General features: G+C 61.8%; 24 protein-coding genes and 4 pseudogenes. 3 read left to right on the forward strand and 25 right to left on the reverse strand.

Features of this window, described 5'->3' with window-relative positions; genetic code table 11:
- Positions 1–83: 83 nt before the first annotated feature.
- Together E9536_RS39200 and E9536_RS39205 are read right to left on the reverse strand one after the other, a co-directional pair.
- The gene (locus tag E9536_RS39200; RefSeq protein ID WP_168799626.1) at positions 84–611 is read right to left on the reverse strand and encodes a hypothetical protein; all 528 of its coding nucleotides are present in this window, start codon (positions 609–611) and stop codon (positions 84–86) included.
- Positions 608–1,534, reverse strand: coding sequence for an integrase arm-type DNA-binding domain-containing protein (locus tag E9536_RS39205; protein WP_247873563.1), 927 nt, complete (start codon positions 1,532–1,534; stop codon positions 608–610). Before E9536_RS39205 ends, E9536_RS39200 begins: the two co-directional genes overlap by 4 nt.
- An 850-nt stretch (positions 1,535–2,384) precedes the next feature.
- Between E9536_RS39205 and E9536_RS41955 the strand changes: the two are divergent.
- A pseudogene (locus E9536_RS41955) lies at positions 2,385–2,501 on the forward strand (IS5/IS1182 family transposase); the annotation flags it as partial.
- Here the strand turns inward: E9536_RS41955 and E9536_RS39220 are convergent.
- The 4 genes and pseudogenes from E9536_RS39220 to E9536_RS42615 form a co-directional block, all read right to left on the reverse strand.
- A pseudogene (locus tag E9536_RS39220) lies at positions 2,467–3,120 on the reverse strand (IS30 family transposase); the annotation flags it as partial. The pseudogenes E9536_RS41955 and E9536_RS39220 sit on opposite strands and share 35 nt — an antisense overlap.
- Before the next feature lie 51 nt (positions 3,121–3,171).
- Positions 3,172–3,417 (reverse strand): annotated as a pseudogene (locus tag E9536_RS39225) (transposase); the annotation flags it as partial.
- A 204-nt stretch (positions 3,418–3,621) separates the two neighbouring features.
- The gene (locus tag E9536_RS39230) at positions 3,622–3,849 is read right to left on the reverse strand and encodes a hypothetical protein (protein ID WP_136472911.1); all 228 of its coding nucleotides are present in this window, start codon (positions 3,847–3,849) and stop codon (positions 3,622–3,624) included.
- A gap of 197 nt (positions 3,850–4,046) precedes the next feature.
- Positions 4,047–4,172: a hypothetical protein gene (locus tag E9536_RS42615; protein WP_282186961.1), complete on the reverse strand. Its 126-nt coding sequence runs from the start codon at positions 4,170–4,172 to the stop codon at positions 4,047–4,049.
- A 412-nt stretch (positions 4,173–4,584) separates the two neighbouring features.
- Here E9536_RS42615 and E9536_RS41730 point away from each other — a divergent pair, with 412 nt between their 5' ends.
- Together E9536_RS41730 and E9536_RS42330 are read left to right on the forward strand one after the other, a co-directional pair.
- Positions 4,585–4,902 carry a hypothetical protein gene (locus E9536_RS41730; RefSeq protein ID WP_168799625.1) on the forward strand — a complete coding sequence of 106 codons (318 nt, stop codon included), beginning with the start codon at positions 4,585–4,587 and terminating at the stop codon, positions 4,900–4,902.
- 312 nt (positions 4,903–5,214) lie between these two features.
- Positions 5,215–5,349 (forward strand): transposase family protein, encoded by a 135-nt coding sequence (locus tag E9536_RS42330; protein WP_247873564.1) that lies wholly within the window; start codon positions 5,215–5,217, stop codon positions 5,347–5,349.
- 274 nt (positions 5,350–5,623) lie between these two features.
- Here the strand turns inward: E9536_RS42330 and E9536_RS39245 are convergent, their stop codons facing one another.
- The 19 genes and pseudogenes from E9536_RS39245 to E9536_RS39335 all read right to left on the reverse strand — a co-directional run bounded on the left by E9536_RS39245 (position 5,624) and on the right by E9536_RS39335 (position 23,722).
- Positions 5,624–6,331 (reverse strand): response regulator transcription factor, encoded by a 708-nt coding sequence (locus tag E9536_RS39245; RefSeq protein WP_168799628.1) that lies wholly within the window; start codon positions 6,329–6,331, stop codon positions 5,624–5,626.
- 149 nt (positions 6,332–6,480) lie between these two features.
- On the reverse strand, positions 6,481–6,813 hold the full coding sequence (locus E9536_RS39250) for an H-NS histone family protein (RefSeq protein WP_136472919.1): 333 nt from the start codon (positions 6,811–6,813) through the stop codon (positions 6,481–6,483).
- Between the two features lie 128 nt (positions 6,814–6,941).
- Positions 6,942–7,120 (reverse strand): annotated as a pseudogene (locus tag E9536_RS42335) (GlsB/YeaQ/YmgE family stress response membrane protein); the annotation flags it as partial.
- A 115-nt stretch (positions 7,121–7,235) separates the two neighbouring features.
- Entirely contained in the window at positions 7,236–7,940 is a 705-nt protein-coding gene (locus tag E9536_RS39260) for a DUF2968 domain-containing protein (protein WP_136472921.1), read from the reverse strand.
- 1,256 nt (positions 7,941–9,196) lie between these two features.
- Positions 9,197–9,520: a recombinase family protein gene (locus E9536_RS42340; RefSeq protein WP_247873565.1), complete on the reverse strand. Its 324-nt coding sequence runs from the start codon at positions 9,518–9,520 to the stop codon at positions 9,197–9,199.
- Between the two features lie 186 nt (positions 9,521–9,706).
- Positions 9,707–10,525 carry an FkbM family methyltransferase gene (locus E9536_RS39270; RefSeq protein WP_136472925.1) on the reverse strand — a complete coding sequence of 273 codons (819 nt, stop codon included), beginning with the start codon at positions 10,523–10,525 and terminating at the stop codon, positions 9,707–9,709.
- Positions 10,526–10,828: 303 nt separating this feature from the next.
- Positions 10,829–11,236: a hypothetical protein gene (locus E9536_RS39275; protein ID WP_136472927.1), complete on the reverse strand. Its 408-nt coding sequence runs from the start codon at positions 11,234–11,236 to the stop codon at positions 10,829–10,831.
- Positions 11,233–12,999 carry a tetratricopeptide repeat protein gene (locus E9536_RS39280; protein ID WP_247873566.1) on the reverse strand — a complete coding sequence of 589 codons (1,767 nt, stop codon included), beginning with the start codon at positions 12,997–12,999 and terminating at the stop codon, positions 11,233–11,235. The genes E9536_RS39275 and E9536_RS39280 overlap by 4 nt, the downstream gene beginning before the upstream one ends.
- A complete protein-coding gene (locus tag E9536_RS39285) occupies positions 12,953–13,360 on the reverse strand; it encodes a hypothetical protein (protein ID WP_136472931.1) in 408 nt (135 codons plus the stop codon). Before E9536_RS39285 ends, E9536_RS39280 begins: the two co-directional genes overlap by 47 nt.
- Positions 13,361–13,376: 16 nt before the next feature.
- Positions 13,377–15,440, reverse strand: a complete 2,064-nt coding sequence (locus E9536_RS39290) for an OmpA family protein (RefSeq protein WP_136472933.1) — start codon at positions 15,438–15,440, stop codon at positions 13,377–13,379.
- A 54-nt stretch (positions 15,441–15,494) separates the two neighbouring features.
- Entirely contained in the window at positions 15,495–15,830 is a 336-nt protein-coding gene (locus tag E9536_RS39295; RefSeq protein WP_136472935.1) for a hypothetical protein, read from the reverse strand.
- Positions 15,831–15,837: 7 nt separating this feature from the next.
- Positions 15,838–17,655 (reverse strand): tetratricopeptide repeat protein, encoded by a 1,818-nt coding sequence (locus E9536_RS39300; protein ID WP_136472937.1) that lies wholly within the window; start codon positions 17,653–17,655, stop codon positions 15,838–15,840.
- Positions 17,656–17,702: 47 nt separating this feature from the next.
- Positions 17,703–18,023 (reverse strand): hypothetical protein, encoded by a 321-nt coding sequence (locus E9536_RS39305; protein ID WP_136472939.1) that lies wholly within the window; start codon positions 18,021–18,023, stop codon positions 17,703–17,705.
- 21 nt (positions 18,024–18,044) lie between these two features.
- A complete protein-coding gene (locus E9536_RS39310) occupies positions 18,045–18,299 on the reverse strand; it encodes a GlsB/YeaQ/YmgE family stress response membrane protein (RefSeq protein WP_136472941.1) in 255 nt (84 codons plus the stop codon).
- Between the two features lie 141 nt (positions 18,300–18,440).
- Positions 18,441–19,277, reverse strand: a complete 837-nt coding sequence (locus E9536_RS39315) for a peptidylprolyl isomerase (RefSeq protein WP_247873567.1) — start codon at positions 19,275–19,277, stop codon at positions 18,441–18,443.
- 59 nt (positions 19,278–19,336) lie between these two features.
- Positions 19,337–20,500, reverse strand: coding sequence for a DUF2827 domain-containing protein (locus E9536_RS39320; protein ID WP_136472945.1), 1,164 nt, complete (start codon positions 20,498–20,500; stop codon positions 19,337–19,339).
- Positions 20,501–20,577: 77 nt separating this feature from the next.
- Positions 20,578–21,702, reverse strand: coding sequence for a DUF2827 domain-containing protein (locus tag E9536_RS39325; RefSeq protein ID WP_136472947.1), 1,125 nt, complete (start codon positions 21,700–21,702; stop codon positions 20,578–20,580).
- The gene (locus tag E9536_RS39330; RefSeq protein WP_136472949.1) at positions 21,696–22,844 is read right to left on the reverse strand and encodes a DUF2827 family protein; all 1,149 of its coding nucleotides are present in this window, start codon (positions 22,842–22,844) and stop codon (positions 21,696–21,698) included. The genes E9536_RS39325 and E9536_RS39330 overlap by 7 nt, the downstream gene beginning before the upstream one ends.
- Positions 22,845–23,020: 176 nt before the next feature.
- Entirely contained in the window at positions 23,021–23,722 is a 702-nt protein-coding gene (locus E9536_RS39335; RefSeq protein WP_168799630.1) for an OmpA family protein, read from the reverse strand.
- Positions 23,723–23,726: the final 4 nt, after the last annotated feature.

Here is a 23,726-nt window from a genome sequence, read left to right on the forward strand (position 1 = left end):
ACGTGCTCACCCGACTGCCCACGCATCGTGCCAACGACATCGCGTCGCTGCTTCCGCATCGCTGGACGCTCGCCGTGGCTTGATCAGCGGCACCTCCCGAGCCTCGGTGCCTTTACCGGGTGCTTACGGCTCTGTGCCAAGGTTGCGTCGTACATCTTTCTAAGGAGCGGCGTCACTAGTGCCAGAGTGGCCTCCCAGTCTGTCTCGATGAGCATCCCATACTTCTGCGTGAGGATCACTTCGCGGTCGAAAGAGAAGTTGGTTGGCGTCTCTAGGCCGACGATGAGCTGCATGCCGGTAGGCAGATCCTTCGCGATGAAGCTTAGAACGGCCGGAAGGTTGAGATCGTCTTGAGCCTGCTGGTTGGGAGAATCAATAACCACCGGGACGTCGTACGTACCCGACTTTCCCTGCACGGTACGCCAGATGGCGGCGTAATAAGCCAGTATGGACCGCGGGCCGCCGCTGCCCGAAAGCGAAGGACGCGACGCCAGTTGCATGTTCTTGGTCGGCACGGGGTGCAATTGCAATGCAATACGACTGGCTGCATAGTGCTCGCGGAAATCCGTAAGGATTGCCTTCGTTCGTTTGAGCGAGCGAAGCTCGTTCATCTTAGTCTCAAGCGCATCGATGGTGAGAACCACGGCATCGATGCCAGCTTGTATCTGCTTGCGCTCCTCTTCGAAGGCCGCGAATGCGGACTCGGCGCCAAGGCTGCCGACGACATCAACCGGCAACGCGATAGTCTCGAACTGCTGCTCAAGTTCGGCGCGACGTTCGCCGTGAGGATGAGCAGATGCAACATACGCGCAGCACGCCGCGGACGTTGCTCAAGCTCGCGGATAAACGCAGGCAAGTCCTCCCAGGGTAGTGCAGGGTGATGGTTCACCTGCGAGCGTTTCTTCGACCGCGGCAACACGAGTTGCAAATGGTCAACATATCGTGCCGGGTTGCCGCCGACACGGTGACCCAGCACCGTCTCTGCGTCGAGAATCGCCTTGATGCGGCCACGCACACGGCGCGCAGTCTCTGCCTTCTTCGTCCAGATCGGCTGAAGGATTCGCACGATCATCGCGGTGTCAATGTCACGCACCCGGACGTCACCGATCACCGGATACGAGTAAGTCTTGAGCGTGTTCTCCCACTGCTGGACATGCTCGCGATTTCGCCACTGAGATTCGTGCGCACGGATAAACGCTTCAGTTGCTTCACGAAACGTCACGTTGGAGGCCGGCGATATGTCGAGCAGTTGCCTTCGCTGCTGCTCACGTCGCGCCAGGATGGGATCGATCAGGTCCCTGACCATGTCACGGTACCCGGCGGCCAGCTTGCGCGCCTCGCCCAAAGAGACCCGCGAGAGCGGACCAAGCCCCATCTCCCGCATGCGCCCGTTCAGTTTGAACCGGAACACCCATGAACGCGCACCACTGTTCGCGATCTGCATGTAGAGGCCGCCGCCATCCGCGTAATGACCCGGAGCTACTTCTTTTGCGACCCGCAGAGCGCTGAGTCGATGCAACTGTCGTCCCGCCATGTTGCCCTCCATACCCACAAACCCACATCGCTACCCATACTTCGTGAGGAAATTGTGCGGGACGTAAACGGTAGTCGCAAGCACGTCGTTACCCACAAACCGCTTTAAAATCAGCGATCTAGAGGACATCAACGGACGAGATCGGAAAAGCCAGGAAGGGCCGTGTGGCGGAAGGCAGCAGACTACAACCATCGCCCGCGGAAACCCGCCAGGTAAGACTCCCGCAATTGCAGATAGCCTCCCACCCACAATCCTACCCATGTTTGACTCAGCGGCAATCCAACATCGGCCGCAACGCCCTGACGACAAAGGGACACCGAGCGGTTTCCCGCCGAAATGCCGCGAAAATTGCCCTCGCGGGCTCGGTTGCATTCGGGACGCTTCCTACAAGCCACCACGATGCTGGCATGCGGTCCCGACCGCCTGATTTCTTCGGGCCATTTCAATCTTGGAGAACGGCTACGAGGCAAACGAAGCGGATCTTATTGTCCGTGAGCGGTTGTGGCTCGCCTCCATACGCCCTTCCAGCATCGCCGGCACCCATTGCTCGGCCGGGCAGCGACTCCAAGTGTCGGCAAGGAAAATCATCGATTCGTCACCACTCGCCTGCCGGGCCCTCTCCAGTTCCAACAACAGCAACGTATCTGCGGCGTAGGGGCAGCCACCCACCGTTCCGCTGGATGTCGCTTGACAAAGGACCACCCCCGGGGCAAAAAGGCAGCGTTGGCTGGCCATCTCGGGCGTGAGTGTCTGCCGCACCGAGATGTCGAGATAAAGACTGCGCATTTGATTCAGACCTCTTACGACGTTGTGTATTGCTACATCCCATGGCAGCCATCTGCGGATCAATATTGCGGGTTTCGGCAAACTTCGTATTCGCGTCGAGCGCCGACTCGATATTCATGTCGCGCTTCTCTTCCTCGCCGCCACCGTCATCTGCTCACGCTTCGTGGATAACTTGTGTTAGCGACTCTAAATTGTTGAACAGATCTCAGGGCTCGTCCAGAGCTTCGGCCAGGGTCTTCCAATCAAGCGTTTTCCGGGGCCTGGCATTCAATGTATTGGCAACGGCTTGAATCTCTCGAGCGCTCCACCGAGACAGGTCTGTGCCCTTCGGGGAGTATTGCCGTAGAAGGCCGTTCGTGTTTTCGTTCGTGCCACGCTGCCATGGGCTGTGCGGGTCAGCAAAGAAGACCTTCACACCGAACTCGATCGTGAAGCGGGCGTGATCGGACAACTCCTTGCCACCATCCCAAGTCAATGATCGCCACAACTGGGCAGGCAGGTCCGTCACGGTCTTCTTGAGCGCGTTGGCCATCGTGACAGCTCCGTAGCCGGCCAGCGGGGGCCCATTCTTCGTGCGCGGAATCAGTCCATAGCCGCTCTCCCGAGGTAAGTGCACGAGCATGGTGAAGCGACTTGATCTTTTCACCAACGTCCCGATGGCGGATCGGTATAGGCCAATGAGCAAGTCCCCCTCCCAATGACCTGGCACGGCGCGATCCTGCGCCTCTGCTGGGCGACTGGAACATCACATCCTCGCTTACGTGCGCCCATGCCTTGGCTCGCGCCGTGGCCCTGGGAACGCACTAAACGCCAGCATCGGTGTTGCATTCACCGGTTGAACCCGTCGCGGCCTTTTTTAGGATGTCGCGCTCCTCGGTCACCCGCTTGAGTTCGGCCTTCAGTCGCTTCACCTCGGTACTCTGGTCCAATTCCGCCTGCCGCACGACATCCGGCTTATCGAACTTCGCTCGCCAGGCATGCAGGCTATGCGTCGTAATGCCTAAACGCTGGGCCACATCTGCTACCGAATGGCCTCGCTCGGTGACTTGCTTGACCGCTTCGATCTTGAACTCATCGGTGTAATGCTTGCCGCTCATACTGATCTCCTCGGTTGCCATAAATTATGGCTCGAAGATGTCTACGGAAGGCTGGCCGGTCCAGTCGAACGGGTACCTCTCGTGTGCACGCGACATGTGCATCAACTAGCGATTCGACCCCTTGAGCCCTGAAGTCGATGTCGCCATCGAGGGCTGCTGGCAACATCGCTTGTTTCTTAGTTTCTCAGATTCAGCTTGAATCGGTCATGCAAGGATGACATACAGCGCGACATGAAGAAACGCCCACGCCAGCAACAGCGCAGCGATCAGACAAACCTTCTGTCGATGGGCCAAATAAAATTTGGCGAAGTAATTCGCGTGTTCAGAGGCGGATGGTGAATTCCATGTCAAACCTTTCACATCCCCTATACCTTTCTTATGATTTCTTTGCTCCACGGCCTCTTCCGTATAATGCACAACACTATTACTCATCGAAGCAGATCGCCATCATTTTATCGCATCAGAGCGACGAGACGATCATTGTCAAGCCCATTGTGTATTCTGTTTGGTAGAAGTCACTTATTGAATAGAGGAAACAATCGGTTCTAAAACTACGCACAACAAATCAGCAAAATCTGCGATCACAAACAGAACGCCGATTCCTATTCTAATTCTATTCCTGCATTCCACTACTTTTGATCCTCCATTCTGTGCCGCACGCTTCCAGCATCCGGCGGCACACCGTCCTTGACATCATTTTCCCCATCCGCGAACTCGCCGTTTGAACGCAGCGCATTTTGGTTAAACGTCTTCATCCGTTCTCCGACCACATAATGGCGCTGCCAATAGGGACTATATAGACTCTCAAGACGCACACGCCCTCCCTTTGACGGCGAATGCACGAACTCACCGTTCCCGAGGTAAAGCCCGACATGAGAGAACTTCCGACCGAGTGTATTGAAGAAAACGAGATCCCCAGCCTGTAGCTGACCCTGCTCGACCGGAAGCCCCTCCGTCGCCTGGATCGCAGCAGTGCGCCCGATCCGCGCACCCGTCGCAGCGCGCATAACGTATTGAACAAACCCGCTGCAATCGAACCCGTTTTTCGGCGAAGTCCCTCCCCTACGATATGGAATGCCTATAAGGCTCAGCGCCTTTTGTCGAACATAGGCAGTAGAATCCCTAATCGAATCGACAATTGGGACTTCAACGGCTGGCCGAATCCAGTTGCTGCTGTCAGCCTGCGACGCCGGCATTGTGTCTGCCCATACCGGACCAATGAGCAATCCTGGTGCTGCGACCAGACATAGTGCAATGCACCTGCCTGCCGCGCTAAACCACGGCAAAAAAATAGCTGACATTACTTACGATCCCGACTGGCTACTATCTAATTATCACATCATCACCGGTACCAAATTGATGAAGAATCATCCCATCATGGCCACGGGAAGTGATAATTTTATTGATACCATCGCAACGAAATTTCTGGCCTTTTCTTACGTTAAACGAGAAACCAGCTCGCCCACCATTTCAGTCAAACATTGACAATGCTACCCTACACAATGGCAAAACCGTCTCAACAACTGTCAAATCAGACATCCAACTCACATGAAGGGACGTTAACCAATCAATTAGTTACGCGCGAGGTAGTAAACCGATGCGCATCAAGCGTTTACAACTATCTTTTTGCGGAGACATCGGACGGAAGAGACATAAACCTTGATCATCGAAGACGCGTTCGGCGAGTTGCGCGATCCACGCAGCCGAACGCCTGCACATGACTTGTCGGAGATGCTGGTAGTGGCGGTGTGCGCAATCCTGTCGGACGCGGACAGCTAGGCGGCCATTCAGATCTGGGTGGAAAAGAAACTGGAGTGGCTGCGCGGCCACATGCCGCTGCACAACGGCATCCCGTCGCACAACACGTTTGGACAGGTGTTCGCGGCCCTCAACCCATGTCAATTCGAGGCGTGCGTTTCACGCGCTGAATGAGCCGTGCGTTTTCGACCTTGTCAGGCGAACTCATCGCGATCGAGAATACCCCAAGGTTGTTGAGTGCCTCAGCGTGATCAGGTTGGCGTTTGAGAACACAACCATAGTATGCACCTCCAGCACTCCTCTTCAGTGAGCGGAAAAATGGTCTCAAAGGCACACGCATACACTTCTGCAGTGTACGGGCGGCATTATCTTCTGTTTCGCCATATATGTACCGGCTCGTTGAACGGTATGAACGCTTCTCATTTGTCGATGCGCGCGGCGCGCGCGATCAGTAATTGACAGCTTGAGATAACACACTCTCACCTGCAGATACCAGCTTGTATCCCTCGCCACGCACTGACAGGAGATGGTAACCATACTCGCCATTCAACTTGAGCTTGCTGCGCAAGCGTGAGATATGAACGCAGACGGTGTGCCGTTGAGGCTCTTGCATCGAAACGCCCTCCCACATCGCGCGCCAAAGATCTTCAAATGTGACGACACACAAGTACCGGGAAAACAGCAAATGCGCGGCGCGACGCTCCATTCTCGTCAACAGGACCGGTTCCCGGCCGAGACAGACTCGGTCACTACCAGGAAAAAAAATGTAAGAACCATGCGACTGGTTTCTTGAACCGGGATGAGATCTGCGGACGCGACGTAGCAGAGCCCCGAGTCGGGCAATGATCAGCTCGTACGAGACCGGCCAGTTAAGATACACGTCTGCTCCAGCCATCAGAGCAGCGACCATCTCACTCTCAATCGCTCTTCCGACGATGGTTAACGGTGTTTCGGCAAAAGCAGAATCGTTTCTGAGTTGCTCGACCCATGGAGCGATCGGCTCGTCAAGCGTCGGTTCCATCACCAGAACAAGATCAACGACTATCTCGCGCATATACTCCACTAGCGCATCTCGCGTATCAAGCATGGCAGTCAAATAGCCGAACTTTGCTAGTGCATCGGCCAACTCACGCCGCCGAATCGAATTTCCATCCATTACCGCACACCGAACTACCGCACGACTGATCGAACACGACGGCATTAATACCCCCTTTTTCATTGTCATTGATTCGATGACGGTGCCTCATCTCATCGGATCGACATCGCAACCGTGTCGCCACCGGCGGCCCATGCGATCCACCGCACTCATCCCCCTTTCGTTTCGACATCCCCTCCGGTTGAATCGCTATCTGGTTGAAGCCGAAACTCCTCCGGATTGCGTCCTTGCATCCAACGCGGTCGCTTCCCGCGACCTGACCACGTGGCGCCCGTATCTGGATCCCAAAATCGTGGTGGAATACGCTTGCGTTGCTCAACGCTCAACAGTATTTCAACCTCTCGCGCGGTGATTTCATATTCCCGCATGAGCTTGACGATCTGCTCTACGACATCATTCCGGATTGCCGCGCGTCGCACCGCAATCCTTGCCTCCAGCGCAGACAGTTGCGCCAGCAGTGTCTGTAATGACTCACTCGACATCTGTCCTCCGTTAGCCCGTTAAATCCGAGCGCAATCCTTCTGCCAACCTTGTCGGCGTAGCGCCGTGCAAGAACCCTCATGCATCGGTCGCGCTGCAGAATCGAAATGAATCCGCAGCGCACCCAATCGGCGTCGCGAATCAGTCGAATTACAAACAGCAAGACCACGGCGCCCATCACTGCGATAACGATCGACGGCGGGATGCGGCCGCCAAGGCTGATGCCCATCGTCGATACCACCCACCAATGACGGCGCCGACAATTCCAACCAGCATGCCGATAACGAGACCAAATCCTCCACCATTCATGATCACGCCCGCCAGCCAACCAGCGACGCACCCTACAGTCAGCCAAACGACGAATAGCGATATTCCAGCTATCGTCCGGTAGCCAATCCGGTTGTTCACTGCATCTTCGTAATGTTCAGATATCTATTCGACGAACGGTCAAATTAGGAATGCGTTCATTGCTAGTTGTACGGAGCTGTTGAATGAGACGAACTGTCTTGTTTAGCTGCGCCTGTGACGCAAGTCGCTGCGCTTCGAGTTGAGCCACCTCCTTCCTAACTTGCTGTTGGCGGTTACTCACAAGGTGCGTCTGCTCGAGATGATTGTCGAGATCGGTGCGAAGCCGCTCCACCTGCGCTTCCGATTCCTCGATCATCGCGACCAGGTGCTCGTTCTGTGCTTCCAACTGCGTGCGTCGCAACTCAATGTCTGCGAGGCGTACCGCCTGCTCCTCGAAATGTCGAAAGGCCACCTCCGCTGATTCAAATTCCGCCGCATGCAACGCGCGCCAGAGCCGTCCGTCCTGGCTAAGCGTGATGTAATACGACGGTTCAGTGCGGTACAACAGTAGCGCCACGACGTAAGAAAACGTCTGCAACGTTCGAAGGCTGGTCAGGGCATTGCGAGTCATCATTGCCTCAACTTCTGCGATTTCCGCAGTCTGAACTACCCGAGAACCGCCTTGTGGTAATACTGCGCTCATCGGTCGAAGTGGCTGAGCAGTCTGCGCAGCACTCGCGAAAGCGTCTGCCGACTCCGGCGCTTCGATCGCCCCATACGCCGCATCGACCGCGCCAGCCTCCACGCCCGCAGTAGGAGGTCGCCTAATATGCAACTTCATGATCAATCTCCTCAATACAGGATGTCCGCAAAAATTCGCCCGCTAATTAACGGGCTTTATGGTTGAGCTTAAAATTCAATTCGACGATTCTCAAATCGTCAATGGTCGTTAAATTGTTCGATATGGGTATTTCCGCGCCGTATCCCCGCGCTGCAAGCAACGCATCAGCACCCGCCAGTTCGATTAATAAACCACGCAGCGCTAACCCTGCACCGCGAGCCGATTACAGTTCAAGAACGTATCGACATGATCAAACCAATCGGTGCGAATGCCGCGTACGACCGAGGCATCGGCAACAACTCGTTCATCTCCGAATCTGGTTTTGAGCGCGCTCAGTAACCTATCGCGTTACCGCTCGCTCGCGACTGTCACAGCAAGGTGAGGGATGCCCGAGGTATCGGCACGCAGTGCTGTGGCGGCACTCATTGCCACCGTGGAAGGCGTCGTTGGGTCAACCATGTCAGCTAGCCCTCTACGTCGACGATGTCGGTCTTGTTTGACTTAGCAAGCGGTCTGACGAACTGTGCGCGAACGATGCGAACCGTCTACCCCTGACCAATCGCTTTGCGAGCGAGCTATTTTCCAGCCATTTCAACAGGAATACGAAGTAAATACGCGACTTCCCGATATAAAGCATTTCGGAATCGAATGGACAGACGTCAGCGACTCGCACGAGCCGTGCGTATCGCGAACGAAGACCGCGACCGCATGGAGGCGATCACATCTTCTTTTTCAAACGGGAGGAGAGCCGAATCGTGCCGCGTGACGGCACATGGCGATTTCGAAATGGATTCCCTGTTCCGCTATGCTGCGGATCATGATCGGCATCGCAAAATACTGCGAAGACGGCTCTAGTATAGAGAGTCTTCACAGCGGAATGCAACAAAAACAACTGCCTATAACCTGCAGACATTGCATTACGCGAGACCGCTGCCCCAAACGTCAGCCCGTCCAACCTGGACGACGTGATCGGCCAGTTCGCCCAAGCCGATCCGGATGATGCGCAGCACGCCGTTGCCGCAGCATGCAAGGCGTTCGCCTCGTGATCGCAGTCGCCCCCACAACAACGCTTCGACGTGCTCGGTCAGGTGTTGCTCGACTCCGGCTGCCCGCCCCATTGCGCGCCGGGTTGTTCAAATGTTGCGGACAGGCGGCGATGAGGTGATGGGGGTTCGCGAAGCGACTCGCGAAGAGCGAAGCGTTGCTGCATGCGCCTCTGCCAGTGGGTACCGCCAGATTTCGCACCAATCGGACGATTACCCCGAATCGGACTTTCTCAAACGACGTTGCAGCGTTCGCTCACGGATGTTGAACGTCTTGGCGACCACGTCGTCCGGTTGCGTCTCGAGAAGGGCCCGCGCCTGCTCGCGCTGTATGGCGCTCAGCCCGGACGGACGCCCGATGCTGCTGCCTCGCTGGCGCGCCGCAGCCATTCCCGTGCGAGTCCGTTCGCTGATCAACCCTCGTTCGAATTCGGCGAGTGCCGCCAGCATATGAAAGGTGAAACGACTGGTTGTCGAGCCCGTATCGATGTATCCGCTCAGAGAAAGCAATCGGACCTTTTGCTGCTCGAGCTCCACAACGATGCGGGCCAGATGCGATAGCGAACGCCCCAACCTGTCCAGCCACCAGACGACGTGATTGTGCGACCATCGACGGCGTCGTGGAACACATAGTCGAGCGCGACGCCCACGAGCCAACCCTGAAGGACCGCCTGCAACCGGCATGCGTCGTCGTTCGGCACGGGCAAGCAGACCACACGCGCCTCAATTGAGATAGGTCACTCCATCCTGATGGCTCAGGTGTTGCAGCACGGGATCATCGGTGTGAGCAGCGATGAGATTCATCGATGCTGGGAAATAGCAGTATCCGAATTCGTCGAGCATGCCTTTGATTGCTGCCTGATCCGATTTGATAATTTCGATCGCCAGTATCGGCTTGAGCGTCTGCAGCGTGTGTCGGGCTCCGCGCAGCACGTCGACTTCCATCCCTTCGACGTCGAGCTTGAAGAAATCGACGCGTTCGAGTCCAAGCGAATCGATGCTGATCATCGGCACGCGCGTTCCGTTTGACGGGTCGTACGAAATGCGTTGCCCGATATCTTCGGTGTTCCCTTGTTGGCGCAATTCGAGACTGCCGAAGCTGGCGTGCGCGAAATAGTCCGGTTGTGGAACGATCAATTCGCCGTCGTGCTCGCCAAGAGCGGCAAGCTTCGCGCGTGCATTCAGGCAATTGTTGAGAGCGATGTTGCCCGCCAGCGCATAGTAGATGATCTCCTGCGCTTCGAAACTGAGCACGCGTCCCCAGCCGTGCATGTGACGAGCCCATTCGATCGTATGCACGCCGATGTTGGCTCCGCCATCGATCGCCACGACACCATCGCCGAAATACTGCTGCCGGCGGCTAAGCAGGCCAAGCGCGAAGGCGACTTCACTCGCGTCATAGCTCGACTGTTGCAGGATCTGCTGCCCGACACCGTAGACGCCTCCGGAGGCGTCGACGTTGTAGTCGTTGCGATTGACGATCATCGTGCCATGATTCGAGGCTGCGAGTATGAAGGCGACGGGGCGATGGGGGAATGACATGTGACGGTGAGCCCTTTCAGGAAATTGTTCTGGTTGTCCAGTTCATCAAGAATGTATCCACGCACTCCCTTCCAGCTCCATCCAACATCAATTGATCTATTTTCGATTGTTACATTTTGGTGCTGACTGACCTGGCACAAACGATGACGTCCCTGCTGCGACATCTTTCGACAAAGCGCCAGCGGGACCGGAAACTGGACACCTTGGATATCAATGCTTCACGGCGCGCATGCGCCGTGGGCAGCGAGATCACCCGGATCGCGTTGGCGAGAAGCGGAGGACCGGAAGCCATGACTGCCTGCCTCATCTCGCGAGAAACGAGATGCCGAACAACACCCCGAGCGCGACACCCACGAGCCGCCCCTGAAGGACTGCCTGCAACCGGCTTGCGTCGTAGGTCCTCGTGGGCGAGCGCTTCGCCCTGATCAGCGCGATGACGGGCGGCACAATCAGCACCGAGGTCACCAAGGCCAACCCGCCTGCGACAGGCCTCCATCCATCGGCAGGCAACCGCGTAAGGGACTCGATCGCGTAACCCGCGAGGGGCACGGCAGCAGCGCCGCAAACGAGTCCGAGCAGCGCGCCGCGGAACAGCGCATCGGTGTCGTAAGAGATATCCATGTCGTGCAGATCCTGATGGGCCGGGCGCGCCATGCCGACGTCTGCGCAACGGCCAGCACGGCCCCGGTGATGTTGGAGAAAGGTTGTCATGCCAGCACCTGCCGTTGCAGGGCGGTGCGCACGCGTTCGATCACGCGGGTCCAATCCCCTGGCGTCTCCTGACGGAATAGCCTTGCCGACGGGTACCACGGTGAATCGTCGCGACCGTCGAGCCATCGCCAGCAGCCATCGAAGCGACAGAGAATCCAGACGGGCTTCCCGAGCGCGCCGGCGACATGGGCGACGGACGTGTCGGCGGTGATGACGATATCGAGCGTGGAAATGATGGCTGCGGTGTCGGCGAAGTCGTCCACCTCCGCCATCGGATCGAGCGGACGCAATCCGGCCGGAATGCCGGCCATCTGACTGCGTGCCGCCTCCCCCTTCTGGAGACTCACGAAGGTCGCACCGCGCACGTCCAGTAGCGGCAACAGGGCTGCGGCGCTGAGCGAACGCCGGCGATCGATCGCGCTGGCGCCCGGCATGTCCGGCCGAGGATCGCCCGCCCAGACGAGGCCCACCCGGAATCCGCCCGCCGAGATGCGACGACGCCACCGTGCCGCTTGAGCATACGATACGCGCAGATATGGCACGTCCGCAGGCAGCGTCGCGAACGTCGTTCCCGCGTGCAGCGGCAAGCTCATCAGCATGCAGGCGTAGTCGTGTTCGGCCAGATGCGACGCGTCATCGTTCGGCACGCATGCGTCGACGCCCTCGAGCGTTTGCAGCAATCGACACAGGGTGCGCGGGCAGACGAGCGTCAGTCTCGACGCCCCTTGCGCCTTCAAGACGGGAAGGTATCGGGCAAACTGCACGCAATCGCCCAGCCCCTGCTCGGCCCACACCACCATCGATTTGCCCGCCAGCGGCTGGCCGCGCCATTCCGGGAACCGCAGCGCGGGCCGCACGTGACAGTGCGCGTCGTCACCCCAGTGCGCCGATTCGACGTATCGCGCCTCGTACAGCGCCCAGCCCTCTTCGTAGCGGCCCATTGCAAGCAGCACGAGGCTCAGATTGAACGCGGTGGGGGCCCGTTCCGGCGCGGCGGCCAGCGCTTCCCGCAGGTACCGTTCGGCTTCGGTCAGGCGCCCCGCATCGTGCAGCAGCCGGCCGAGGTTATTCAGCGCCTTGACCGACCCCGGATCGAGTTCGAGTACGCGCCTGTAGAGCACTTCGGCTTCCGTATAGCGCTGCTGGCGATGCAGCAGCGCGCCCAATGCACCCGCTGCGTCTTTCAGGTCCGGGGCGAGGCGCAATGCGTCGCGAAGGTAGACTTCGCCCTCCGAGGCCCGACCGATCGCCACGAAAAGCAGCCCGAGGCCATGATGCGCGACCGCGTCGCCGGGGTCGAGCGACATCGCGTGCCGGTAAGACCATTCGGCCTCGGCTGCACGATCCGTATCCTGCAACAGACCGGCGAGATAGACGTGAGCCGCGACGTGCCCGGGCATCGCCGCGATCACGCGCCGGTAGCAATCTTCGGCCTCCGCGAACTGCCGGTTTCCATGGAGAAGCAGCCCAAGGTTGTAACGCGCGTCGACGTAGTCCGGTGCGCGTTGCAGCGCAGCGCGGTAGCAGCGTTCCGCTTCGATCGCGTCGTCCGCGCGTTCGCGCAGCGCACCGAGATTGTTCAGGGCTTCCGGATGACCTGGGTCTAGCCGCAGCGCCATCCGGTACAGCCGTTCCGCGTCGGACGACGACAGGCGACCATGTGCCGCGACCGCTTCCTCGAAGAGCCGGTTCGCAGTGCCTGCCTGCCCGGGTACATCAGACGTGCGTGTCATCGCGCAATCCATCGCGAACGTCTCGAACATAACGCGGCCTGAACTGACTGCCCAGCCTGAAGGCAGGCATACGCCGGGCCGGCAGGCAGGGCCGCGAGCGCTGCAGGGCGCCGAGGCGCACGAGTTCATCGACCGCGTCGGTCCATCGTCTGACCGTGAAGCCGCAGACCGCACGCAAGTCGATGTCGGGAATGGGCCGCCCCTGGCCGAAATCGAGCAATGGCACGACCAGTAACGCGACCAGGAAGGCATCGTCACTCAATGCATGCTCGACGAGTTGCGCAAGGAAGGTCCGTTGCACATGCGAGAGTGCCTCATGCAATGTCTTGACCGACATCGCGCCCGGTATCGTGAAGTCGTCGGACACATCGATTGCAGTATCGCTTCGCATACAAGCCTCCCCACGCTCAAAGCGGCACGAACTCGACGCGCCGGTTGGCAAATCGGCCAGCGGCAGTCAGTGTGCCGGCCACCGGGCGGTCGTCGCCGACTCCCTGCGCGACCAGGGATGCAGCCGGCACGCCTGCCTTCACGAGAAAACCGCGGATGGCATCGGCGCGCCGCTGCGTCAACGCGAGCAGCCCCTCGCCGTCGTCCGCGCGGTCCGCATGGGCAACGATCGTGAGCCGCGGCGCCTGATTGCGCGCGGCACATGTCGTCATCAGCTGGGCGGACGTCGACAGGTTCTCGGTCGCGGACGATGGCAGCCTGTCGTCGCCGGCGGCGAAATCGACGACCTGCCGGTTCAGTGCAGCGGCCACCTGCCCCTGGTTGCACATGGAGTCGGCCTGAAGCAGCGCGGCCATGGCGTGCAGAAAGGAATCGGTGGCACGCGAGAGCGCTGCGGCCTTGTCGAACACCTGCACGTCGAACGCCGGCCCGAGCGTCTGCTGCAGACGCTGACGCCAGCCCTCCGCGTTATCCGGCGCAAGACCGCCGAGCATCACGCGATGGCGCTCAACGGTGAGTTCGGCGCCCGGCACCGCGATGAACGGCAAAAGCGCGTCGAGGTGGTCGAGCCAGACAGCGGCCCCCTTCCCGCCGGCCCTGAGCGACGCCGAAAAGTGCCCCTTGCCGAAGCGCGCCAGCAGCGGGGCCACCACGGCCCGACGCTGATCGTCGCTGTCGAGCAGGGCCTGGACGGCAGGCGCGCCCGAGGCGTTCGTGTGCGTGAGGAGCCACGTATCGGCCGCAAGCGCTTCCGTGTCCGTGGCCGACGCTTGGGCGGCAGGCCCGGCGGCGGCAGTAGCACTCGCGGCCTCCGGCGTGATCGCACCGGAAGCCATGGTCGCCTGGGCAGTTCGCGCAGTCGCGCGAGCCGCCGATGTCTCGCCTGCGTCTGCGGGCCGCCCGATTGCACCAGTCGCTCCTGCAAGGGGCGTGGATGAAACCGACGTAGCCGGCGTCAGCATGGCTATGACCTCGGCCAATCTTTCGCGCTTCGCCCAGACGGCAAGCGCAACGAGCGCGACGACAAGCATCAGCACCGGCACCCACAGCCGCGCACGTCGCCCGACCCGTGACGTCTGGCGAGACACGTCTGGATTCGAAGCCGCCGCATACGCAGGCGTCGCCATCGAGCCGATGTAGTGCACGTCGTTCGCATAAACTTTCCCGGCCACGAAACGGGCATAGTCTGGCGCACCCGGTCGTTTCGCACGCTGCGCGACCGTGACTTCGGCATCTACACCAGGCGTGGGGGCGGCGCCCAGGTCGGTCCGCAGCGGACGGCCTTCGGAAGCCGGCGCATCAGGCACGCGTGGATGGTCCGCAGCGAGGTGGTGGTCCTCGTCCTCCTGCGCACGCGGCGCGCTCGTATCGACGTTCGGTTCGTCGTCCGGATGCCGGGGGGACACTTGCCGCGGGTGGAAATCCGCCGTAACCGCTGCGAGCCGCACCGCGATCGTGTCGGTCAACGCATGAACACTCGGATACCCGAAGAGCGTGGCGACGCCGTCCTCCATGCCGCTCGCGACAGACGGAAGCTGGCTCGCCAGCAAGCCGGGAAGTTGCGTGACGTCGCCCTGCTCCAGCAATACGTGATGCTTGACGAGCCCTGCAAGCATCGCTGCCGCCATGGAACAGAGCACACTTGCCGGCTGCGTCGGCACGCCGGTGCGCACCGCGATGTGGTCGCTCAATGCCGCCATCGATATGTCGGTTGCGCGAGTCGCGAGCACGTGGCCCTGTTGCTCGAAGTCCTTGAGTCCGGCGGTCGTCTCGACGAGATGCGCGCACTCGCTGCCGATACGGGCATTGCTGTCGTGCGACATCAGCGCGTCGAACACGGCCTGCGTATCCCCGGACCCATGTGCGGCGCGCGTCGCGAGCGCCGCGATCAGCACCGGGCCGGCGCAGCGCAACACGTGCGCGACGACGTGCGGTGGCAGTCCCATTCGGTCCGCGATCCGTTCCAGTACAGTAGCGTCGGCGCACAATTCCAGCGCCTGCGCAAGATTGATCCGTTTCAATGCACACCCCCCGTAGTGCTTGTGGCCGTCATCTCGACAGCCGTTCAATATCAGTTACATCCGCAGTCGCTTCCCGCCCCTTCGCACGTGCATCGCCTGTCCAGACGCAGTTGACAGTTGCCGGCGCCGCGCGATCTCTGCGCGCAGTTCGCTGTCGTCAGTGAACCGCCAGTCGCCACACTCGCCGCGAATGCGCACGCATCCGGCATAGATCTGGATCACGACGTCGTCGCCCCATGCCTCCCGCAAGAGACGCAGCCGGGTCAGTTGGCTGTGGCTCAGGTAGAACGGCCAGTCGCGTTGCCGTGCATGGCGCTGCTCCACGTGCGGGCCGGGAAAGCGAAACGCATCCGGTTGCGTTCCGGCAGGACCGGAAAGCTCGTCTTCCATGAGTGCGTCACGCGGCAGTCCGGTCGGCGATCTCGGTGTGCTCGCGGTGCTCGCGCGCATGCTCGGCGAGGTCGCCCGCAAGCGCGTCGAGCACCGGGGACCACTGTCCATATGCCGGCTGGCGGTAAAGCCGTGCCGTCGGATACCACGGGCTGTCGGTACGCTCGCTCATCCATGGCCAGTGCGGGTTCACATCGAGCAGCAGCCAGACGGGCACACCGAGACCGCCTGCGAGATGGGCAACGGACGTACACACCGTGACGACCAGATCGAGACTGCCGACGAGCGCGGCCGTATCGTCGAACGACGTCAGTTCCTCGGTGTGGTCGACCAGCTCAAGGCCGGCGTCGCGCATACGCTGCACGTCGGCCGCCGCACCGAGCTGCAGATTGACGAACGTCACGTCTTTGAGGTCGGCAAATGCCTGGGCATAGGCGAGCGGATCGACCGAGCGCATGGCGTTGCGCTGATGGCCGTGACTGCCCGTCCACACGAGTCCCACGCGCAGTTGGCCGTCGCGCTTCAGGCGGGTATCCCAGGCACGGGTTTGCTCCCGATCGGCCTTCAGGTACGGCACCGGGCCTGACAGATCGGCGAGCCCGATGCCGAGCACGAACGGAATGCTGCCGAGCGGCATATGGAAATCGAACGATGGAAGCGGCCGCTGATCATGGGAGACGATCGTCGGCACGCAATCGCCCAGACTGCGCACGAGCAGCGCGTGCATGCTGTCGAAGCAACAGTAGACGAGCGTGCCGCCCTCCTGCTCGACGCGCGCAGCGATGGCCGGCACGAAACGTGCGAATTGCAGCACGTCGCCGTGGCCCTGCTCCCCCCATACAAAGAGCGTCTTGCCGGCCAGCGGCTCGCCTTTCCACCTCGGCGCAGGCAGGTTCGGCACGACATCACGTAGTTCGGGTGAACCATTCCAGCGCGCCTCATGGCTGCGCCAACCCTGTTCGTAGTCGCCCAGCATGAGTTGCAGCATCGCTCTCGTCCAGACGAGCGACGCATTCTGCGGGTCGAGCGCGAGCGCGCGCTCGGCGACGGCGAGCGCGGCCGGAAACGCCTGCAGCTCGCGCAGCACATACGAATAGGTCTGCAGCGCGGTGACGTAGTTCGGCGCAAGCGCACAGGCGCGTTCGGCCGCGACGAGACTGTCGTCGATCTCGCCCGTCCGCAACAGCGCGGTCGCCAGATTGGTCCAGGCAAGTGCATGGTCGGGATCCTCGGCGAGTACCGCTTCCAGCAGTTCCCTTGCTTCAGCGTATTGCCGCAGTTCGAGGTGCGCGGCGCCCATGTTGTTACGCAGCATCGGCAGGCGAGGATTGAGCCGCATCGCGTGGCGATAGGCGTCCAGCGCCTGCAGGTGATGACGGGTCTGCTGATGCGCGAGGCCGAGCCGGAACCAGGTATGCGCCTCTTCGGGCGCATGCTCGCAGCGAACCATCGCGATATCCCGAGCGTCGTCGTGGTGACCGAGCCGCAGCAGCACGTCGATCCAGTCCACCATCCAGTCGTCGCCGCGCGCACCCTCGTCCCATGCACGCCGGAACCAGCCGTTCGCGCCGGTATCGTCGCCGAGGCGAATGGCAAGGCGGCCGCGCTCGGTCAGCGCGTCGACGTTCGCCGCGTCGACCTCCAGCGCGCGATCAAGCAGGTACCTTGCCTCGTCGAGGCGGCCACGCAAATACCACAGGCGGCTGGCGATCACCAGTTCCCGCGGCCGCTTCGAATCCATGACACGATGCGCGTCGAGCAGCCGCCACGCGGCGATCAGCTCGCCGCGCGCGATCATCGTTTCCACTTTGTTCAGCCAGGTCATCGAGTTTTCTCTCCACGCAATAGACAGACGGTGTGCCGATCAGCCACCTAGGCGGTCAGCGCCGCCACGAGTCCAAGTAACAGTCCTGCAAGACGGACGCACCACAGCCGATACGGCGGAATGCCAAGTTCGCCCGGTGGCGGCCAGCGGTGCAGAAGGCGTCGCGCGAGAGGCGGACCGGCGAAGAGCGTGCCGGCGGTCAACGCACCCGCCAGCACGGCGCGCCCGATCGGCGAAGCGGCGTGACGGATCGGCACGTGAGATGCCAGCACCCCGACGGCCAGCGAGGCTTCCCACGCCATCAGGAAACCCAGCGTCAGATTGGCCGTCAGCGCACCGCGACGCGTCCGAGTGAGCTCCCTTCGCATCGGCACCGCCATCGCGTGCGTTTACGCCCAACGCAACAGGCGCAGCACGAACAGCAGGACCACGGCCCCTCCGATCGCCACGATCACCGAAGCGACAAAGCCGCTGCCGACACTGATGCCGAAAACCGATGCCAGCCACCCGCCAATGAACGCGCCGACGATACCGACGAGGATGTCGACCACAAATCCGAACCCGCTTCCCTTGACGATCAGCCCTGCAATCCATCCCGCAATGGCCCCGACGACCAACCACACCACACATTGCGCGAGCGTCATATCCGTTCTCCCTGTCGATGATTGACGGCGCCGGCAACATGCCGGTGCCGCTTGCTGCACTGCCCTACCGTTCTCTCTGATACCTGCCACTGCTACCTGATGCCGTGCGGCGTCCGTCTCGCCCGCCGTGCTCGATGCACCTCACTGCGCCACGGACGCCGTCACACGCGGCGGGCGAATCACCGCCTTGGCCGCCAGCCTGTCGACCAGCGCCATGACCGCGTCGTCGCGTTGCTGCGCCTCGAGCGAGGTACGAAGCGACTCGCGCACTGCGTCGTACGACGGAATCGCCGTCGGTCGCCGTGCGTCAAGACGCGCGATGACGTAGCGGCCCGCTGCCGCGATCGGCTCCGGCGTCACCTCACCCGCCTTCAGCGTCGCGAGCACCTGGGCCAGCGGCAGCGCCAAGCCCTGCGTATGCCCCTCCACCGCGGGCGTGCGGAAGCTCACCCAGCGGGGCGTGCCGTCGCCCTGCGCCGCGACGCCCGTTTGCGCGGCAACCTTCGCAAACGGCTCGCCCGCGCGAACGCGCATCAGTGCAAACCGCGCCGCGGGTTCGTCCGCGAGCGTCATCACGCTGACCTGGTATTCGTCCGATCCGGCCTCCCTCACGATGGCCTCATAGCGCTCGCGCACGTCGGCATCGGTAACGGGCCGCTGCTGCAGATGCTGTGCCGCGTAGAGTCGGTTCTCCGTGTCGACCTTTGCCTTTTGCATGGCTTGTCGCACGACCTCGGTGTTGCCGAGCCGGTCGCGCTCCGCCGCCTGACGGATCAGCTCCCGCGCCACCAGACCGTTCAGAATCTGCTGCCGAGCCGCGGGTGTGTCCTGTTGACCAGCCGACTTCAGTACTTCGTCGATGGCAGTGCGATGCAACGGCACGCCATTGACGGTCGCAATGACGTCGTCCGAAACGGCGTGTGCGATCTGCATTTGCGCGGCCAGCACCAACACGATGCCCGCGGTTCGAATCACCACGCCATGGCGTCGGCGTTCGGTTTTTTTTGTAGCATTCCTCATCGTCGTGTTTATCCCCGTCAGTTGGTCAGTTTTACCCCCGCCCGCGCCGACCCTGCGGCGAAGAGCGCGCCGAGCAGTTCGTCGTAGCGGGCAATCAGCGGTTCGTGAGTGGCAAGAAACGGGCGAATCGCGTGGCGCTGGCGCAAGCGATAGGCCTCCCAGTCTTCGTTGTGATGCGCGAGCGCCTGCGCGAGCTGACGCGCGCCCTCGCTCACGTCGTTACCCGGATAAAAGTAGCCGACCTCATTGCACAGATGTGCGTTGTGAACCAGCGCATAGCCGTTCCAGCACACATCGAAATAGAAGTAATTGAGCGCGAGCCCCCACTGATGGGACACGACGACGTCGGTGTGTTCCGACAGAAACTGCGGCGTGTCGTGCCGATCCACGAAGCTCACGCGGCCGTCGCGCACGAGGTCGAGGTAATGCGCAATGCCGATGAACTCCGGGCTCGTACGGGCGAGGTGCGCCGCGTTCGTGATGTGCACATAGCCGATCTTCTGCGGGGCGCTGCGGTACGCACTCTCCACGATGAGCAGCGGGTACAGGCAGAACTTCAGCACGTCGATGTTGGCTTCCATCACCGAAACGCGCATCGGCGCCTGCTGCGGGCGGTATTCGCCGGCGAACGGCAGCTCGCGCGAACGCATCTCCAGGCACATCGGATCCCACACGAACGGCACCTCGCGCGCCCGGCACCGCCGCAGCACGGCAAAGAAGTCCGCGCTCGTTTCCATGACCTGCGGAATCACCCACACCTCGTCGTAGCGCTGATTGATGAACACCGAGTCGCACATCCTGCGCGAGAAGATCATGGCCTCCATCATCTGCACGTACTCGGGACCGCAGCAGTAGCTCACGAGCTTCGTGCCGCGCGCCTTCAGGTACTCGGTCTGGTGAGCGTCGATCTGGCCGCCCAGTTCGATGAGCACGTCGAGGTCGTCCTTGGCATCGGCGAAGCTGCGCACGGGAAAGCGCGTCAAGTTCCACGGCAACGCCGTCGTGATCGCGACGTCGGTCGTATTGACCAGCACCACCCGGTGCCGCAGCGGCGAGTGCTGGAACAGCTTGCACAGGTACAGCGCGTTCTGTTTGATGCCGTTGATCCACAGGCTTTCGGCGGCATCCCGCAGGCCGATCGTGATGCCGATGCGCAACCCGCGCGGGGATGGACCGTTCATGTTTTCTCCCGAATGTCAGGCGCGATACAGGCGGGGCAGGCAACGGCCCGGCCACGTATGCGTAGGTGTTGGTGTATTCATGGCCAGAGGGCCGCGATGGCGGCGCCGTAGCGTTCGACGTTCGACGGTGCCAACGGGTCGAGCGTCGCGAGAAAGGTGCGAGCCGCGCTACGGTAGTCGGCAAGCCGCGCATCGTGGACGGCGAATGCCTCGCGCAATGCAAGCGCCGCGCCTTCGCAATCGAAATCGTCATAGCGATACCCGCACCCGCCCATTAGCGCCGAGTTGTGCACGAGCGGGTAGCCGCCGTGCAGCGCCTCGTAGTACAGGTAGTTCTGTGCGTTCTCCCAGTGGTGCGAGACGATCGCATCGGCCTGCTGCGTGAGAATCTCGTAGACCGGCAGGCGCGGCTCGAATGTGGCCCGCCCCTGCGTGACGAGATCGAGGCTGCGGGCGAAGCCGACGAACTGCGCATCGCCCTTGAGCTCCATGGTGTTGTAAGCGCGCAGGTACTCGATCATGCCGGGCTGCTGACGGTGGGCCAGATCGGCCGCGAGCATCGGAATGTGCGAGGTCTTGACCATGCAGATGTTCGGCTCGAGGATCGCGAGGCGCCAGCGTTCGCGTCCCGGCTCGTACCCGAAAGCGCGGCCGCCGTCGGGAGTGCGCGCCGCACGCTCGAGCAACGCCGGGCTCCACAGGTGCTGCATCGCGGCGACCGGCGCACGCAACGCGCTGCCGTAATAGGCCCCGCAGGTGCGCATGAAGGCCGGCAGGGTCCAGAGCGCGTCGTAGGGCGTACCGGATATCAGCATGCCGGACGGACGATCGAACATCATGCGTTCGATGTCGATCACGTAATCGTTGGCCACACGCATGCCGACGATCTTTCCGCCGCGAGCACTGAACGCCCTTCCCCATTCCGGATCCAGTTGCGCGCTCAGTTCGATGATCACGTCGAGCGAGCGCTGCGCCGTCGCCAGGTCGATCACCGGAACCGGTGCGAGGGCAAGGAAGTCCCGTGCCTCGGCCGGATCGCCGTCGCCGCCGTTGACGAGATACGCGGCTTCCACGAGCGGCGAATGCGCCAGCAGCGTCGCGAGGAAATAGCAGTTCTGGAAGATGCCGTTCTCCCAGATCGACTGGAAGCCGCGGCGCAGGAAAATCGTCACGCCCACCTTGAGGCGCCGGCCGTTCAGCATGGCACCCTCCGCGAGCCGGCATTCGACGTCAATGCAAGCAATTGCCGCGCATAGTGCGAACCGTTCGCGGCGCGGCGCGGCGAGAGCGTGGCGAGGAAGCCGCGTGCGCGCCGCACGTAGCTGTCGTGGTCGGCATCGTGATGCCGCGCGACGTGACCGAGTTGCGATGCACCCGCGTCGATATCCGAGTCCGGGTAGTAATAGCCCACGTCACGCAGCCACGGCGAGTTGTGCACGAGCGGATACCCGCCATGCAACGCATCGAGGTACACGATGTTCTGCTCGTTCTGCCACTGGTGCGACACGACTGCATCCGCATGCTGGCTCATGAAGCCCACGAAGTCGTGGCGGCCGTCGAGTCGCACGCGCTCGCGATGATTCAGGTCGAGCGAACGCAGCAGGAACGCAAACGACGGATGCGCCTGCATCTGCACACTGTTCAGTACATGCAGGCGGGCGACGGTTGCCGCATCGGTGCGGAACGCCCGGTCGCACACGAGCATCGGCACCACGCAGCACTTCACGACGGAGATGTTCGGCTCGAACACGGCCACACGCAGCCCGCGCGGCGTGCCGTCGCCGCGCGTCGGCCGAGGTTCGTAGCCGAAGCGAAGGCCCGCGGCGCCCATGGCGGCAGCACGCTGCTCGATAAACGTGCTGTCCCACAGAAACGGCACTTCGAACACCGGGCAGCGATGCAGCGTGCGCAGCATGGGCGCGAGCACGCGGTCCTTGCCGAGAATCCAGATCTCGTTGCACCGCGTGGCCTTGGTGAAATAGCCGCCGCGCGCGAATACGCTTGGCTCGACCAGGCCCACGTACGGCTGGCCGCAGCAGAAGAACACGACCTTCGATCCGCGAGCGCGCGCGTAGTCGAGCCACTCGACGTCGAGACCGCCGCCCATCTCGAATATCACGTCGGGCGGTTCATCCAGATCGCGCGGCGAGACGAGCGGCAGTTCGGCGGCGAGTGTCTCGGCTTCCGCCGCGACGCGCGGCTGATCGCCGCAGTTGAGCAGCACGATGCCGGTGACGAACGGCAGCGTGCGCAGCAGCTGCACGAAGTAGCAGACGTTCTGGCCGAGGCCGTTCTCCCATATGCTCTGTCCGGCATGGGTCAGCACGGAGATTCCGATCTTCATCCTGTTCCGAGGTTCAGTGGAGTTGACTGTCGTGATTCGTCTCGACGTCCCGATACGCGAGCGCGGCGCCACGCGCCGCGCCGAGGAAAAAAAGAACGGACCGCCTCGGGGGGCAGCGGTCCGCCGAACGTCCGCGTACCGCTTGCGGACGACACCATCGCGCTGGAGGTTCGCGCTTACTCCAGCGTGATGTCCACACGGCGGTTCTGTGCCCTGCCGGCCGCCGTTGCGTTGGTGGCGACCGGATCGCTCGCGCCAAAGCCGCGCGTCTCGAACCGCTTCGCCTGCAAACCGTGATCGTGCAAGTACTGCGCCACGGACTGCGCACGTCGCTCCGACAACCCCATGTTGTGAGCGGCCGACCCTCTCGAATCCGTGTAGCCGTTCACCGTGACCGTGTTGAACGTCATGCCGCGCGCCTGGTCGATCAGCGCATCGAGCTTGGCGCGCGCGTCGGGACGCAGCGTCGCCTTGTCGGTGTCGAAGGTCGCATCGCCGGCCAGCGTGACGTGCTTCGGTGCCGGCGGCGCAGGCGGCGGGGGCGGGGGCGGCGGCACCGGAACGGGCTGCGGCGCCGGTTGCGCGGGTTGCGGAGCCGGCCCGCACTGGAACGTCAGCACGCGCACGTCACGCGTGGTATCGGTGTCCGCGAGCGGAGCCACCTGCTCGATCGGACGCACCTGTTGATTGCCGCAGATCTCCGCCGCCTTCGAATAGCAGGTGCCCTGCCCCTCGAAGATGCCGTGACAGTCGACCCGGAACGCGCGCTGTCCGTTGGGCAGCCCCACCGAATACCCGTTCCACGTCGGCCCCTGCGATGTCGAGCACGCCGCGAGCACCATCGTCGCAACGAGCGTTGCCGCCACTTTTTTTGTCATCTGT

The organism is Burkholderia sp. LS-044, assembly GCF_004803625.1.
Classification (GTDB): domain Bacteria; phylum Pseudomonadota; class Gammaproteobacteria; order Burkholderiales; family Burkholderiaceae; genus Burkholderia; species Burkholderia cepacia.

Coding starts and splice junctions, on each gene's coding strand:
- E9536_RS39200 (WP_168799626.1), bottom strand. CDS start 611: ATGAACGAGCTTCGCTCGCTCAAACGAACGAAGGCAATCCTTACGGAT.
- E9536_RS39205 (WP_247873563.1), bottom strand. CDS start 1,534: ATGGCGGGACGACAGTTGCATCGACTCAGCGCTCTGCGGGTCGCAAAA.
- E9536_RS39230 (WP_136472911.1), bottom strand. CDS start 3,849: ATGAGTAATAGTGTTGTGCATTATACGGAAGAGGCCGTGGAGCAAAGA.
- E9536_RS42615 (WP_282186961.1), bottom strand. CDS start 4,172: ATGAAGACGTTTAACCAAAATGCGCTGCGTTCAAACGGCGAGTTCGCG.
- E9536_RS39245 (WP_168799628.1), bottom strand. CDS start 6,331: ATGGATGGAAATTCGATTCGGCGGCGTGAGTTGGCCGATGCACTAGCA.
- E9536_RS39250 (WP_136472919.1), bottom strand. CDS start 6,813: ATGTCGAGTGAGTCATTACAGACACTGCTGGCGCAACTGTCTGCGCTG.
- E9536_RS39260 (WP_136472921.1), bottom strand. CDS start 7,940: ATGAAGTTGCATATTAGGCGACCTCCTACTGCGGGCGTGGAGGCTGGC.
- E9536_RS39270 (WP_136472925.1), bottom strand. CDS start 10,525: ATGTCATTCCCCCATCGCCCCGTCGCCTTCATACTCGCAGCCTCGAAT.
- E9536_RS39275 (WP_136472927.1), bottom strand. CDS start 11,236: ATGACAACCTTTCTCCAACATCACCGGGGCCGTGCTGGCCGTTGCGCA.
- E9536_RS39280 (WP_247873566.1), bottom strand. CDS start 12,999: ATGTTCGAGACGTTCGCGATGGATTGCGCGATGACACGCACGTCTGAT.
- E9536_RS39285 (WP_136472931.1), bottom strand. CDS start 13,360: ATGCGAAGCGATACTGCAATCGATGTGTCCGACGACTTCACGATACCG.
- E9536_RS39295 (WP_136472935.1), bottom strand. CDS start 15,830: ATGGAAGACGAGCTTTCCGGTCCTGCCGGAACGCAACCGGATGCGTTT.
- E9536_RS39300 (WP_136472937.1), bottom strand. CDS start 17,655: ATGACCTGGCTGAACAAAGTGGAAACGATGATCGCGCGCGGCGAGCTG.
- E9536_RS39305 (WP_136472939.1), bottom strand. CDS start 18,023: ATGCGAAGGGAGCTCACTCGGACGCGTCGCGGTGCGCTGACGGCCAAT.
- E9536_RS39310 (WP_136472941.1), bottom strand. CDS start 18,299: ATGACGCTCGCGCAATGTGTGGTGTGGTTGGTCGTCGGGGCCATTGCG.
- E9536_RS39320 (WP_136472945.1), bottom strand. CDS start 20,500: ATGAACGGTCCATCCCCGCGCGGGTTGCGCATCGGCATCACGATCGGC.
- E9536_RS39325 (WP_136472947.1), bottom strand. CDS start 21,702: ATGCTGAACGGCCGGCGCCTCAAGGTGGGCGTGACGATTTTCCTGCGC.
- E9536_RS39330 (WP_136472949.1), bottom strand. CDS start 22,844: ATGAAGATCGGAATCTCCGTGCTGACCCATGCCGGACAGAGCATATGG.
- E9536_RS39335 (WP_168799630.1), bottom strand. CDS start 23,722: ATGACAAAAAAAGTGGCGGCAACGCTCGTTGCGACGATGGTGCTCGCG.